Source organism: Clostridium sp. CTA-6, assembly GCF_054768115.1.
In genome coordinates this window covers 65,229-79,256 of the sequence record NZ_BAAAAU010000010.1, presented here as the reverse complement: position 1 = coordinate 79,256, position 14,028 = coordinate 65,229, and the positions used below count along the sequence as shown (strand labels likewise).

The window sequence follows — 14,028 nt, the reverse complement described above, 5'->3', positions numbered from 1 at the left end:
AATGATAAAGCTAAATATTATTTAGTTAGTTTAAATTAATATATTTAATAAAAAGGTTAATTAAAAAAAATAAACTTTCAATTAAATATAATTAAATTGTTATAAAACATTTAATAATTAAAAACGGAAAAGATATGAATCTGGGATATAATATTACAAATTCATATCTTTTTCATTTGAAAATAAGGTGAAACCTAATTTAGATTAAGTTTTTATTCAAGATAAATTTTATTTGAATCACTTTAGAGACTAACAATTTTTATTTATCTAGCATAAAAGAGGGTTTTAAAATTGTTAGTTATAGGATAAGGTTTGTATCTTAATAAATCTTATATAGAGTTATTTTATAGAACATAATATTTTTTATTTAAAATGCCCAATCACCTTTTTTGAAAATTTCAATTTCTTCGCCCTTTTTATTTTCACCTATAATATCTAAATCAGAAGATCCTATCATAAAATCTACGTGGGTTAAAGAATTGTTAGCTCCAGCCTTTTCTAATTCTTCTTTTGTCATATTATCACCATTTTCAATACAAGTAGGATAAGCTTCTCCAAGGGCTAAATGGCAAGACGCATTCTCATCAAATAGTGTATTATAAAAAATTATATTTGAATCTGAAATAGGAGAATGAAAAGGTACCAGAGCCACTTCACCTAAATAGCAGGAACCCTCATCTGTTTCTATCAATTTTTTTAAAGTTTCATAACCTTCCTCAGCGGAAAAATCTATTATTTTTCCATTTTTAAATTTTAGAATGAAATTATTTATGAGATTTCCACTATAATTTAAAGGTTTTGTGCTTTTTACTATACCATTTACACCAGTTTTTAAAGGGAGAGTAAAAACTTCTTCCGTAGGCATATTAGCAACAAAATATCTTTTATTTTTATTATATTCTCCTCCACCGCACCATATATGTCCTTTAGGTAATTCTATAGTTAGATCTGTATCTTTTGACTTATAATGCAGTTTAGTTAATTTTTGATCATTTAAAAAATTAACTTTATCAGCTAAATTATTTAAATGTTCTTCCCAAGCTTTAACGGGATCTTCTTTATCTATTCTAACTATATTGAATATGTTTTCCCAAAGCTTTTCTACAGCCATATCTTCTTTTAAGTCTGGGAATACTTTTTTTGCCCAAGCTTTTGTAGGAACAGATAAAACGCACCAAGATACAAAACTATTCATTATATATTCATAGTATTTTTTTAATGCTTTACCTCTAGTTTTATTAGCAGTAGCAATTTTTTGAGGATCAACATTTTTTAACAATTCAGGATTTGAAGCAGATATAGATAGAAAAGCTGCATTTTCTTTTGCCAAGCTTTCTAATTCCTCTACTTCCCAAGTTGGAAATTCTTCGAAAGTTTCAAAGGGAGCTTTCATATATTTTATAAGGGATAGTTCCTCATCATTCCATTTTACGTGTACATTTTTTGCACCAGCATCATAAGCTTTATTAGCTATAATTCTTACAAACTCTGCGCACTCTATAGGTGAATTTATAACAAGTGTTTGGTTAGGTTCTATATTTATACCTATCTTAATGGCTATATCAGCATATTTCTCTAAAAGCTTTTTAAAATCATTCATAAAAACACTCTCCTTACAATATGTGCTTTGGCTTAGCACATATTTCTTTTATTATTAGTTTATACCAATAAACATATAAGTCAATAATATTTGTAAATTAATTAGGAATATATATCTATAATATATAAGTTGAATTATAAGTATAATTACATTATATAAAAAACATATAAAACCTTTGTAAACAGGTGAAATAGAATGGAAAAATATTATAAATAATGAAATTAAGTGAAAATATTTAACAAAAATATAACATTAAGTGAAAAATAATGTATAATATATGATATTTATACAAAATTTATCAATAATATAATTAATAGGGGGACAATATGTTGGATAAAGTAAAAATTAAAGGAAAAATGTTAATATTAACAATAATAATGTTAATGTCCATATTAATTGTTGGAGTTTTAGGTGTATTTAATATATGGAAGAATAATAGGGATATAAATTCTTTATATGAAAAAACTTAATATCTGTAAAGTTCTTAATGATAATAGGAATCAATCTAGGGCTTTAGAAGCGGACATATTATACATAATGCTTAACCAAAATAACAAAGAAGAGCAAAGTAAAAGAATAGAAGATATAAAAGTAAGGGAAAAAAAAGTTTAATGATAATTTTAAAACATTACAATCTACTAAATTGGATGAGCAGGAAATAAAACTGATAATTTGAATTTACTATCTGAAGGGGACTTTACTGAGGATATAACAGATGAATATTTAGATAGAAGTGATGAAATTGGTATAGTTTTTATCTCACTTAAAAAAATGCATAGCAATATAAAAGAAATGATATTTAAAGTAAAGGATGAAGTTGAAAAATCTATGGAGTTTAATGCTGATATATCAATTTTATTTAATGAATTAAATAAGAATATTGAAGAAGTATGATCCACCACAGAGCAGTTGTCCGCTGAAGTAGAAGAAACTGAAGCTTCGTCAGAAGAAATGAATTCTACATCAAATCAAATAGAAAGAGAGTTATAGAATCTGTTCCAGAACAGGCAAAGGAAGTATCAGATAGATCTATTACTATAAATAAAAGAGCTAAAGATCTTAAAATTGGGGTTGAAAATTGAAGAAAAAATACTTTGAATGTATATGAAATGAATAAAGGAAAATTATCAAAGGCCATAGAAGATACTAAATTTGTGGATGAAATAAATAAGTTATTAGAAACTATACTTGATATAACAGATCAAACAAATTTATTAGCACTAAATGCAGCTATTGAAGCAGCAAGAGCAGGGGAAGCTGGAAAAGGTTTTGCCGTAGTAGCAGAAGAAGTAAGGAAATTAGCAGAAGAATCCAGTAATACAGCGGGACAAATACAAAAAATAACAGAAACTGTAGTAAGTTCTGTAAAAGAACTTGCTAATAATTCATAACAGCTATTAGATTTTATGAATGTAAATTAAAGAAAAGTCAGAGCAATCTAAAGAAAGAGCTGAGCTTTTAATGGAGCTAGTTAATAAATTTAAAATATAAGTTTTGTTAAGCAAACTTTAAATAAAAATATTCAATATAAAAATCTTATAAATAAAGTAAAACACTATACAATTTTTTTATTTGATAAAACTTGCATAGTGTTTTATATTAAATTAATTTTTAAATCTAATAATTATATTATTATGAAAAAGATATAAATTTACCTAAATTATAATAAGTCTTAAGACGATAATATTAGTAATAAATTTTTTATTGTTTTTTATAAGTAAAACAATAAAAAATATAAGAAATTATAGATCCTACAAGATCTGCTATTAAATCTACCATGGTATCCGTAACACCACAACATTCTACTCCTTGCATATCTAAATTAAATAAAGTGTCAATGGTAAATTCGTAAATTTCCCATATAACACCACATAAGGCTGCAAAGGATAAGACAAAAATAAATACAAAAATTGGATTATAACTGTTCATGGAGTTGTGAGGATTATGCTTTTTTAATATAATAATAGCAAAAAATCCTATTATTATACCAGATACAACATGAAGCATAGTATCCCACCATTCATATCTATAAAAATTATTTAGGGTGCCTAAGTAAAGAGAAATGAATATAAAAAATATAATAGACAAGTATAAGCTTTTATCAGGTTTAATTTTCATTATTTTAAAAATTAAAGAAGGTATAAAAGTTAATACAAAAGCAGCAACTCCAATTAGTGTAAAATAGTAATCTTTTTTTGTAAAATTATTTATTACATTAATAAAAATAAGAATTCTTATAATATATTTACATAGATTATAAGTTAATGTTTTTATTTTATAATTAATGTTCAAAATATCACCTAACCTTTCATTTTGCATTATCTAATTTATAATATTATATGGTTATTAATAATTTATTATCATTAGGAAAATATTTCATAAATATTAGGAATATATTTTAAATTTAGAGGGGATTTATAAATTAAATGTGTAAAGCTAAACTTAATTTAGAGTGATTTTTTACTTTGCTTCAATTTTAGATGAAGGACACTTAGTATATTAGAATTGTGAAATTAACGGATAAAAATTAAATAATGAGGTGAGACATAGTGTTAAAAGACATAAAAATTAGAGGAAAAATTATAATTCTTACATTAATAATGATTTTAGTTTCAGTAATTATAGCTGCTACAGGATTTTATTATATAAGATCTGGTAACAAAGAAATGAGTAAGATGTATACTGATCAGTTAATGTCTGTAAAATTAATTAATGACAATAGAAATCAAACTAGAGGCATTGAAAATGATTTATTATATATGATAATTAAAAATAATGATAAATCTGTTTTAAATGAAAAAATTAAGAGTATTAATAATAGAAAAAAAGTATTTAAAGAAAATATGGACTATTTAAAAAAACAGGAGATGGAAGAGGAAGAAAAAAGTATATTTCAAAAGGTAGAAATAGGATTTTCAGAATATGAAAAAAATATAGCTAATATAATTTCATTAATAAATAATAATAAACTTAAAGAAGCTAATGAAGCTTATATAAGCACCAGTAAATCTTTAGAACAATTCCATAATGATTTAAGAACTTTATCAGAACAAAATTCTAAGGAAGCTGAAGAAACAAATACAAATAATGATAAAGATTATGGTAAAATAAAAATAATTTTTTTAACTGTTTTTTTATTAGCAATAGTAATAGCAATAATATTAGCATCTATTATATCTAGGTCTATAGTAGATCCTATAGGAAGAATGGTGAAATATTTAAATGATTTTTCAGAGGGAGATTTTACTGCAGAAATTCCTAAAGAAAGACTTAATAGAAAAGATGAAGTAGGTTATTTAGCTAAATCTCTTGTTAATATGCAAGAATCAATGAGGGGAATGGTTAATAGTGTAAAAAATGAATCTGAAAAATCACTAGAGTTTAGTGAGATTGCTGTAGGTTTAATAAATGAATTAAATATGAATATAGAAGAAGTTTCCTCAACTACAGAAGAATTATCTGCTGGAATGGAAGAGACAGCTGCTTCTGCAGAGGAAATAAATGCCACATCTATTGAGATAGAAAGAGCAATAGAAGGAGTAGCAAGAAAAGCAGAGGAAGTTGCTAATAGGTCTACAGATATAAGTAAGAAAGCAGAAGAGTTAAAAGTAAGTGGAGAAAATTCAAAAAATAATGCTATACATATGTATCAAAATAATGCAAAAGAATTATATTCTGCTATAGAACAATCTAAATCTGTAGAAAAGATAAATGAATTATCTGAAGCTATACTTGAAATAACAGATCAAACAAATTTATTAGCATTAAATGCCGCTATTGAAGCTGCTAGAGCAGGAGAAGCAGGAAAAGGATTTGCAGTAGTTGCAGATGAGGTAAGAAAATTAGCAGAAGAATCTAGTAACACAGCTTCACAAATAAAAGAGGTAATAGCCTTAGTTATAGATTCAGTAGGAAATCTTTCTGGTAGTGCTAAAAAATTACTAGAATTCATAAATGGACAAGTAATAAAAGATTATGAGAAGTTCGTTCAAACTGGGGATATGTATAGTGAAGATGCTAATTACTATAATGATGTTTCTCAAGGGATAAGTGCTACTTCAGAAGAGCTATTAGCTTCTATAAAAAATATAGTGGAAGTTATAAATACTGTAGCCCTAGCTGCCAATGAAGGTGCAGAGGGCGCTACTAATATAGCTAATAAATCTTCTATAGTAGTAGAGAAGGCTAATGAGGTAAAGGAAAAATCAGAAGAATCAGAACATAGGGCAGAGATTTTACAAGAATTAGTATCCAAATTCACTGTATAAAGAAATTACGACTTAAAAAGGAATTATACTGCCCATAGTTAAAAAAAGGATATATGGTTAGAAAGGCAGCTCACTTCGATAAGAGCTTCTAATTTATTTTTTTATTGTAGGTTTTCCTTTCAGTAGGAAATTATTATAACAACCTTTAAAGGTGTTAAAACAAGAAATACTTTTAGAGAAAATAGATATCTAGAAAAATAATCAGAATACTTTATTTTTATAGCTATCTATTGACTAAAAGTATTTTTTGTTTTAATTTTCAACATTTAAAGGCTGTTAAGTCGTAATTTAATTATTTAGTTCATGAACATTTTTATATCTTCATCTACTGAGGATATAGTTCCTATACCAAAGTTTTCTACTAATATTTTAGCCACATTTGGTGATAAGAAGGCTGGTAAAGTTGGTCCTAAGTGAATATTTTTAACACCTAAGTGAAGTAATGCAAGTAATACTATTACAGCTTTTTGTTCATACCATGCTATATTATAGGAAATTGGTAATTCGTTAATGTCTTCAAGTTCGAATACTTCTTTTAATTTAAGAGCTATTACAGCTAATGAATAAGAATCATTACATTGACCTGCATCTAATACTCTAGGTATTCCATTTATATCTCCTAAATCTAGTTTATTATATTTATATTTTGCACAACCTGCAGTTAATATAACTGTATCCTTTGGAAGTGCTTTAGCGAAATCTGTATAGTAATTTCTACTTTTCATTCTTCCATCACAACCTGCCATTACAAAGAATCTCTTTATGGCTCCAGTTTTTACTGCATCAACCACTTGAGGAGCTAAAGCTAAAACTTGGTTATGAGCAAATCCACCTATAATTTCACCTTTTTCTATTTCTTTAGGGGAGGCACATCTTTTCGCATGTTCAATTATTTCTGAAAAATCTTTTTTACCGTCTTTTGAAGGATTAATATGTTTAACTCCTTCAAAACCAGTTACACCAGTAGTGTACATTCTATCTTTGTAAGAAGCTTTAGGTGTAACAATACAGTTTGTAGTCATTAAAATCGGTCCATTGAAGGATTCAAATTCTTCGTTTTGTTTCCACCAAGCATTACCGTAGTTACCAACAAAATGTTTATATTTTTTGAATGCAGGATAGTAATTTGCAGGAAGCATTTCACTGTGAGTATATACATCTACTCCAGTACCTTCTGTTTGTTTTAAAAGTTCTTCCATATCCTTTAAGTCATGTCCACTTATTAATATACCAGGATTATTTCTAACACCTATATTAACCTTTGTTATTTCAGGATTTCCATAAGTTGATGTATTAGCTTTATCTAATAGAGCCATAACATCTACACCATATTTTCCACATTCTAAAACTAAAGCAGTCAATTCATCTGCAGAAAGGGTATCATCTAAAGTAGCTACTAAAGCTTTTGCCATAAAGGCATGGATACTATCTTCATCATAACCTAAATTGTTAGCATGTTCTAAATAAGCTGCCATTCCTTTTAATCCGTAAGTTAAAAGTTCTCTTAAAGATCTTATATCTTCATTTTCAGTAGCTAATACTCCTACTGTTTCAGCTTTCTTTTTAAAATCTTCAGGATTATTTGCAGCCCAAACTGCAGCATCGTGAATTTCTTTTTCATCTTTATCATTTTTTATTCCTAAAACACTTAAGAATTTAGAAGTCCAACTTTTATTTTCCTTAGAATTATAAGAACAACCAGCTTTTATAATAGCATCCTTTAAATCTTGTCTTATTTTTAGACCTTTTTGAACTCTAGCATTTAGAGCTTTACCATCAAAGTTAGCATTAGTTATAGTAGAGAAAAGACTTTCAACTATAAATTTATCAGCTTCATCAGTATTTAGACCTATTTCTCTAGCTTGAGAACTATATATTGCTATTCCTTTTACAACGTATATAATTAAATCTTGAGTTTTAGCTATATCCTCAGTTTTACCACATACACCTTTCACAGTGCAACCACGGCCACCAGCAGCTTCTTGACATTGATAACAAAACATACTCATTATTAATACCTCCATATATTTAAAATTATTTTTAGTTACTAATTTAGTAGAGTAAGTATATCACTTAACTCTGAATTAATTGTATAAAAAAAATATGATTAATTCTGTAACCTATGTTACAAGTAAAACAATTTCTAAAAATTTTATTAGAGATTATTTGTTATATAATTTTGAAAAAACAATATGAAGCAGTCCTTAATGTTAGTTGAAGAATGTTAGCTGAAGTTTGTTTAATAGTAAGAGCTTTTTAATTAAAGGTTAAAAATTTTATAAAGCAATATATAATAATTTTGTTGACAATAGTTAAAAGTTTTAGTATATTATAAGTGTATTAGTTGTAGTAGTACACTTAATACTTTATACACACCTTATTTTTTACAGATGGTAGATATAAGAGAAAATTAATAATTGTTTAAATTCTTAAAGAATGGGATGATTTCAGAATGAAGAAAAAAATAATTAACATTTTATTCACTATAGGATTTGTATTTTATATTTTATTCCTACTGTGGAATATTCCTTTTAAATATGTATCGCCATTAGAAGTATTTAGTACTAATAGATATTTTTCTAGAACACTTAATTTGATTCCTTTTTATGATATCTTTAATGGAAATTATAACAGTTTAGATATTTGGGGCAATATAATTTTATTTATTCCATTAGGAATTTATATGAATATAATCAATAAAAACAACGCTATATATAAGAGAATTTATAAAATTTTTGCAATAAGTTTAATCTTTGAAGCTAGTCAGTATATATTTGGCATAGGTGCCAGTGATATAACAGATGTTATTACTAATACTATTGGAGGAATTATTGGTATAGGTATATATATGGTAATTGAGAGAGTTTTCAAAGAGGATAAGAAAGTAAAAAATTTCATTACTATTTGTAGTATTGTAATTATGATACCAGTTGCAATTATATTAATAGCGCTATTTATATACAATTAGATTATAAACATAATCTATAGTAAATTTATAGAGTGATTTTAATGTTAGATAATATAGCATAGAAGAAAAGACAAATGTAATTTATATTTTAATTTTAAATATTATTAATAGTTTAAAACATAGATTAAAAAATAAATGTATTAGTAATAACAATAAAGTAAGGTGGTGAAGAAATGATAAATATAGATAGCAGAAGTAGCAAACCCATATATGAGCAAATAATAGACGGTATAAAAGAAAATGTTATAAGAGGAATATTGAAACCTGGAGATAAATTGCCTTCTGTAAGAGAACTAGCTGTAATGATAACTACAAATCCCAATACAGTTAGTAAAGCTTATAAAGAATTAGAAAGAGAAAAAATCATAGAGGTTTTAAGGGGAAAGGGAACTTATATATCAGATTTTAATCCTAGGGAGGATGAAGAAAAAATGAGTTTTTTAAGAAAAGAATTAAAGCAACTTTTGATAGAGGCACAATATATGGGAATAGATAAAAAGGAATTTTTAAAGTTAATAGAAGAAATTTATGAAGATTTAGATGGAAAGAGGTGATTAAGTTGATAAGTATAAGTAATGTATCAAAAATGTTAGGAGATAAAAAAGCTTTAAATAACATTAACTTAGATATAGAAAAAGGAAGTATATTTGGAGTTATAGGAGAAAATGGAGCGGGTAAAACTACCCTTATAAAATGCATGCTAGGAATATATAAACAGGATGAAGGAGAAATAAAGGTAGATGGAAAACCTGTTTTTGAAAATACTTTAGTAAAAGGCAAAATAGGTTATGTAGCATCAGAAATTCAATATTATTCATCTTTTAAAGTAAAGGAACTTGTAAAATTCTATACTTTAACCTATAGCACTTTTTCTTATGAACGTTTTAAAGAGCTTAATAAGATATTTAAAATACCAGAAAACAAGAGAATAAGAGAACTTTCAAAAGGGATGAAAATGAGAGTTTCTTTAATGTTAAATTTGAGTATATATCCAGAAATATTAATATTGGATGAACCTACTTCCGGATTAGATCCTATAATAAAAAGAAAATTAATTAACATATTATTAGAAGAGGTTTCAGAAAGAAATACTACTATATTTATAGCAAGTCATCATTTAGATGATTTAGAAAGAATATGTGATTCTGTAGCTATTATAGAAAACGGACAAATAAAATACACAAATAATATAGAGGATATGAAGAAATATATAAAGAAACTTCAAGTTTTATTTAAAGATGAAAATAAAATAGAGGAAATAAAAGCCTGGGATGAAATAATGACAGTAGAAAATGTAGGGAGAATAAATTATTTAATAACAAATAATTATTCAAACGAACTGCAAGAAAAATTAATAAAATCAGGAGCGGAGTTTGTAGAAGAAATAGATTTGAGTTTAGAAGATATGTTTATATACTCCATGGAAGGAGAAAAAGAGAATGAAAAGCTTATTTAGAAATCCTTTGTTTTATAAAGAATGGAAAAATAGTAAATGGATTTGTCTACTTATGACTTTAATTTTATTTTGGGATAAGCCTAATAATGTGCTTGAACAAATCAGCTATCAAAAATATAGCATGCTTATAGATAAAGATTTTGTATTGGATAAAATGTGGTTTAATCAATGTTTATTAGGTTGGAATAGCGGGAAACTGATACTTATATTAGGAGTAATAGCGTTATTTTCCATACTATTATTTAAAGGAGAAAAACAGAGTTCCACATGCGATTTATTACATTCTATGCCTTTTACAAGAAAGGATATTATATTATCTAAGATTAAAGTGGGTATATTAACTGTAGCTATACCATTTTTCATTAATTTTACAATAATGACGGTTCTTTATTTTAACAATAAACCCCATATAGGAACTTCTTATTTAGATATACCTAAGTTTTATTCTATAAATTTATTGTTTTGTTTATTTTTCTTTATATTTTTGACGTTTATGCAAAGTTTAGTAGGACAATATTTTGCAGCAACTATAGTTGCACCAATAACTTTATACGTACCATATATAGTAGTAGGATATGTAGTAGATTTAATAAGATTAAGTCAAAACTTACAGTATGAAAGTCCTAGGCTGATGGCATTAGAGAAATTTGTTAGGAATTTATATATATATGGAATAGTAGATACTAAAGGATTGGAAAGAATTGAAAAAGCGCCAAATGGAGAAGAGATAAGAAATACCTATAAATTTATATATGAAAATTTTGATATTAAAATAATGGTACTTATAGTTTTAATAGTTATTTTCTCTATTTTAGCAGTAATTATATATAACAAGGTCAAATTAGAAAGAATAAATCAATTAATTATATTTAAACCTGTTGAAACAGCATTTAAATTAGGGGTAGGCATATGTGTAGGAATGATTTTTTCACAAATGTTTGGATATCCAAAAGGACCAGAACCAGTTACTAATATGCCACTAATATATATAACCTTATTAATAGGTACAATTATAGGATATTTCATATCAAAATTGGTTATAAAATTTTGCAGTAAATAGAGTTTAAGGAAAGTGCTATGCATTTTCCTTAAATAATAAATTTCAAATATAAATTATAAAGAAATATACATGATAGTATTTAAATTAAATATTATTATGTTCAATGATACTTGTTTTGCAAGGAGATGATAACTATGCAGGGTATTGAAATTTTATTGAGAAATGTGATAATATCTATTATTATTATACTTATACTTTTAAAGATAAATAAAAAACAACAGAATAAGATAGGTCATATAATTGGAGTATTATTTTTTATATTTATAATGAATGTAATTTTTGGGTTAACAGGTATTTCTCCTATTAGTGGATTTCATACAGATATTCGAATTGATGAAATTTCATATATTCCAGTTGTAAGCACTTTGGGAATGGTTAAAGAGGTATTTAATATGGCAGTTGTTGAAAATATACCAAGAAATGAGACTATATTATATCTAGGGGCAAATATATTTGGAAACATTTTAATGTTTGGACCACTGGGGTTATTATTACCTTTACTATGGAAATATTTTAGAAAATTTTCGAAGACTGTTTTATTTGGTTTTTTAGTTTCTTTTACAATTGAGTTTTCTCAGTTATTTTTGGCACGTGGAACAGATATTGATGATTTAATATTAAATACTATAGGAACAATGCTTGGATACTTAACATTTGTTGTTTTTCACAAATTGTTTCCAAAATTTACCGAAAAATTCTCTTTAGAACATGGTGTGGAGAAACCATTATGGAATATATTACCTGTAATTTGTGTAATAATTCCATATTTAGTTACTGTAATATTAGGTTTTCATGACAGAGCTATTTTATTTTCAAGATAAATTGTTTTTACTAGTTATAATCTATTATCCTTAATAAATATAAAAATGCTAGTAATTAATAACTAAGTTAATATTACTAGCATTATTTTAATATTAAAAATTAAGTTAATTGCTATTCAGTTATAACTCCAGTACCAGAAGCTGTTACCATAAGCATTCCCCCACCCTGACCTAAAACCTCATAATCTATATCTACTCCTACTATTGCGTTACAACCTAATGAAGCAGCTCTATCCATCATTTCATCTATAGCTTCATTTCTTGCGCGAATTAACTCTTCTTCATAACCTTGAGATCTTCCACCTACTAAGTCTCTTATTCCAGCCATGAAATCTTTTAAAAAATTAACTCCTGTAATAACTTCACCACAGACTATTCCTTTATATTGTTTTATTTGTTTACCTTCTATGTTATTAGTAGTAGTAATTAGCATAATTAAAACCTCCTAAAAATTATTAATAGAAACAATTCTATATAGTTTATGTAAATCCTTTAAAATTAATATTAAAAATTTCTTAAAGTAATATTAGTTTTAAATTAGCCAGCATATACTAAAAGTGTAAAGTATATTAAATATAATTCAAAGTCAATATTAATTCTTTAATATATAAATTTAATTGAATAAGTTTAAATGGGGGGAGGGAAATTCTTAGTTATTTTTTATAGAAGAGCACATATTATAAATTTTGGTGAAAAACTCTATAGTGAATTAACATTTGGTTGTATTTAAACTAGTATGTAGTAAATTAAAAGTAAAATAATTACAATGTTTTCGAATTTTATATTTTTTGTATAATTAATTTTAAAAAAATGAAAAAATATATATTGAAAACGTAAACAAAAGATGATAAAATAAAATAAATTTAATATTTTAAGGCGGAGATAAGAGAGCCAATTCATTACATTTCAATAGGTGAATTGGCTCTATTTTTGTCTTTTCCAAAATTAAATAATTTTAACAGGGGGAGTAAAAATTATGTCAATTTATATGGCGGAGTTTTTGGGTACTATGATGTTAATTTGGTTAGGAGACGGTGTTGTAGCCAGTGTAGCTCTTAATAAAAGTAAGGGAAAAGATGGTGGTTGGATTGTTGTAACTGCAGCCTGGGGATTAGCTGTTGCTATACCTGCATATATTTTTGGAGGTATAAGTGGAGCTCATATGAATCCAGCAGTTACTATTGGTAATGCAATAGCAGGAAATTTTCCTTGGGCAAATGTAGCAGGTTATATTATAGCTCAAATGTTAGGGGGATTTGCAGGGGCAGTTTTAGTTTGGCTTACTTACCTTCCACATTGGAAAGCTACAGAAGATAAAGCTACCAAGTTAGGTGTATTTTGTACAGCTCCAGCAATAAGAGATACAAAGGCTAACTTTATAACTGAATTTTTAGCAACTGCATTTTTAGTATTTGGTTTAATGGGTTTTGGCCAGGCTAAAATGGTAGATGGTTTTGGTCCATTAACTGCAGGTGCATTTATATTTGTTTTAGGACTTTCTTTGGGTGGACCAACAGGATATGCTATAAATCCAGCCAGAGATTTAGCACCAAGAATAGCTCATGCAATTTTACCTATAGATGGTAAAGGAGATTCTGATTGGAAATATGCATGGATACCAGTATTAGGTCCAATACTAGGAGGAATAGCAGGAGCATTATTATTTATGTTAGTTTTTTAATCAAAACTTTATGAAGACATTTAATCAAATTATTTTATCATGATATAATAAAACAAAAATAATATTAATAAGTTATATATAGTAGAAAAATATTTAAAGAACTTTGTTGTTAATAAGGTTGCATATTATTTATAATTATTTTTACAGTTGAAAGTTTAAATATAAGAAAGTTAT

At 26.3% G+C, this 14,028-nt stretch carries 14 protein-coding genes and 1 pseudogene; 11 read left to right on the top strand and 4 right to left on the bottom strand.

Features of this window, described 5'->3' with window-relative positions:
• Positions 1 to 367 precede the first annotated feature (367 nt).
• A complete protein-coding gene (locus ACYUDJ_RS16005) occupies positions 368 to 1,600 on the bottom strand; it encodes an aminopeptidase (protein ID WP_003484252.1) in 1,233 nt (410 codons plus the stop codon).
• A gap of 329 nt (positions 1,601 to 1,929) precedes the next feature.
• Between ACYUDJ_RS16005 and ACYUDJ_RS16000 the strand changes: the two genes are divergently transcribed.
• The 4 genes and pseudogenes from ACYUDJ_RS16000 to ACYUDJ_RS15985 all read left to right on the top strand — a co-directional run.
• On the top strand, positions 1,930 to 2,070 hold the full coding sequence (locus tag ACYUDJ_RS16000; protein WP_242651466.1) for an MCP four helix bundle domain-containing protein: 141 nt from the start codon (positions 1,930 to 1,932) through the stop codon (positions 2,068 to 2,070).
• Positions 2,057 to 2,212 (top strand): hypothetical protein, encoded by a 156-nt coding sequence (locus ACYUDJ_RS15995; RefSeq protein ID WP_003484257.1) that lies wholly within the window; start codon positions 2,057 to 2,059, stop codon positions 2,210 to 2,212. The genes ACYUDJ_RS16000 and ACYUDJ_RS15995 overlap by 14 nt, the downstream gene beginning before the upstream one ends.
• Before the next feature lie 60 nt (positions 2,213 to 2,272).
• Positions 2,273 to 2,494 (top strand): methyl-accepting chemotaxis protein, encoded by a 222-nt coding sequence (locus tag ACYUDJ_RS15990; protein WP_003484259.1) that lies wholly within the window; start codon positions 2,273 to 2,275, stop codon positions 2,492 to 2,494.
• A 296-nt stretch (positions 2,495 to 2,790) separates the two neighbouring features.
• Positions 2,791 to 2,943: pseudogene (locus ACYUDJ_RS15985) on the top strand (methyl-accepting chemotaxis protein); the annotation flags it as partial.
• A gap of 358 nt (positions 2,944 to 3,301) precedes the next feature.
• Here ACYUDJ_RS15985 and ACYUDJ_RS15980 read toward each other — a convergent pair.
• Entirely contained in the window at positions 3,302 to 3,892 is a 591-nt protein-coding gene (locus ACYUDJ_RS15980; protein WP_042384493.1) for a hypothetical protein, read from the bottom strand.
• Between the two features lie 257 nt (positions 3,893 to 4,149).
• Between ACYUDJ_RS15980 and ACYUDJ_RS15975 the strand changes: the two genes are divergently transcribed.
• Positions 4,150 to 5,868 carry a methyl-accepting chemotaxis protein gene (locus ACYUDJ_RS15975; protein WP_003484265.1) on the top strand — a complete coding sequence of 573 codons (1,719 nt, stop codon included), beginning with the start codon at positions 4,150 to 4,152 and terminating at the stop codon, positions 5,866 to 5,868.
• Between the two features lie 296 nt (positions 5,869 to 6,164).
• On the opposite strand, the gene hcp is transcribed toward ACYUDJ_RS15975, so the two are convergent.
• Positions 6,165 to 7,877 (bottom strand): hydroxylamine reductase, encoded by a 1,713-nt coding sequence (gene hcp / locus ACYUDJ_RS15970; protein WP_042384498.1) that lies wholly within the window; start codon positions 7,875 to 7,877, stop codon positions 6,165 to 6,167.
• Between the two features lie 443 nt (positions 7,878 to 8,320).
• Here hcp and ACYUDJ_RS15965 point away from each other — a divergent pair, with 443 nt between their 5' ends.
• The 5 genes from ACYUDJ_RS15965 to ACYUDJ_RS15945 all read left to right on the top strand — a co-directional run bounded on the left by ACYUDJ_RS15965 (position 8,321) and on the right by ACYUDJ_RS15945 (position 12,173).
• A complete protein-coding gene (locus tag ACYUDJ_RS15965) occupies positions 8,321 to 8,836 on the top strand; it encodes a VanZ family protein (protein WP_003484270.1) in 516 nt (171 codons plus the stop codon).
• Between the two features lie 173 nt (positions 8,837 to 9,009).
• Positions 9,010 to 9,390, top strand: coding sequence for a GntR family transcriptional regulator (locus ACYUDJ_RS15960; protein WP_003361249.1), 381 nt, complete (start codon positions 9,010 to 9,012; stop codon positions 9,388 to 9,390).
• Between the two features lie 5 nt (positions 9,391 to 9,395).
• On the top strand, positions 9,396 to 10,292 hold the full coding sequence (locus ACYUDJ_RS15955; protein ID WP_042384504.1) for an ABC transporter ATP-binding protein: 897 nt from the start codon (positions 9,396 to 9,398) through the stop codon (positions 10,290 to 10,292).
• The gene (locus tag ACYUDJ_RS15950) at positions 10,276 to 11,352 is read left to right on the top strand and encodes an ABC transporter permease subunit (RefSeq protein WP_003484274.1); all 1,077 of its coding nucleotides are present in this window, start codon (positions 10,276 to 10,278) and stop codon (positions 11,350 to 11,352) included. Before ACYUDJ_RS15955 ends, ACYUDJ_RS15950 begins: the two co-directional genes overlap by 17 nt.
• A 134-nt stretch (positions 11,353 to 11,486) precedes the next feature.
• On the top strand, positions 11,487 to 12,173 hold the full coding sequence (locus tag ACYUDJ_RS15945) for a VanZ family protein (RefSeq protein ID WP_003484276.1): 687 nt from the start codon (positions 11,487 to 11,489) through the stop codon (positions 12,171 to 12,173).
• Between the two features lie 112 nt (positions 12,174 to 12,285).
• Here ACYUDJ_RS15945 and ACYUDJ_RS15940 read toward each other — a convergent pair whose 3' ends face one another.
• Positions 12,286 to 12,606 carry a YbjQ family protein gene (locus ACYUDJ_RS15940; RefSeq protein WP_003484279.1) on the bottom strand — a complete coding sequence of 107 codons (321 nt, stop codon included), beginning with the start codon at positions 12,604 to 12,606 and terminating at the stop codon, positions 12,286 to 12,288.
• 543 nt (positions 12,607 to 13,149) lie between these two features.
• On the opposite strand from ACYUDJ_RS15940, the gene ACYUDJ_RS15935 reads away from it, so the two are divergent.
• Positions 13,150 to 13,854 (top strand): MIP/aquaporin family protein, encoded by a 705-nt coding sequence (locus tag ACYUDJ_RS15935; RefSeq protein WP_042384507.1) that lies wholly within the window; start codon positions 13,150 to 13,152, stop codon positions 13,852 to 13,854.
• The last annotated feature ends 174 nt before the right edge of the window (positions 13,855 to 14,028 follow it).

Excerpts from the sequence above, each read along its gene's own strand:
- ACYUDJ_RS15935 (WP_042384507.1), top strand. The coding sequence starts at position 13,150 with ATGTCAATTTATATGGCGGAGTTTTTGGGTACTATGATGTTAATTTGG.
- ACYUDJ_RS15995 (WP_003484257.1), top strand. The coding sequence starts at position 2,057 with ATGAAAAAACTTAATATCTGTAAAGTTCTTAATGATAATAGGAATCAA.
- ACYUDJ_RS15940 (WP_003484279.1), bottom strand. The coding sequence starts at position 12,606 with ATGCTAATTACTACTACTAATAACATAGAAGGTAAACAAATAAAACAA.
- ACYUDJ_RS15960 (WP_003361249.1), top strand. The coding sequence starts at position 9,010 with ATGATAAATATAGATAGCAGAAGTAGCAAACCCATATATGAGCAAATA.
- ACYUDJ_RS15945 (WP_003484276.1), top strand. The coding sequence starts at position 11,487 with ATGCAGGGTATTGAAATTTTATTGAGAAATGTGATAATATCTATTATT.
- ACYUDJ_RS16005 (WP_003484252.1), bottom strand. The coding sequence starts at position 1,600 with ATGAATGATTTTAAAAAGCTTTTAGAGAAATATGCTGATATAGCCATT.
- ACYUDJ_RS15950 (WP_003484274.1), top strand. The coding sequence starts at position 10,276 with ATGAAAAGCTTATTTAGAAATCCTTTGTTTTATAAAGAATGGAAAAAT.
- ACYUDJ_RS15965 (WP_003484270.1), top strand. The coding sequence starts at position 8,321 with ATGAAGAAAAAAATAATTAACATTTTATTCACTATAGGATTTGTATTT.
- hcp (WP_042384498.1), bottom strand. The coding sequence starts at position 7,877 with ATGAGTATGTTTTGTTATCAATGTCAAGAAGCTGCTGGTGGCCGTGGT.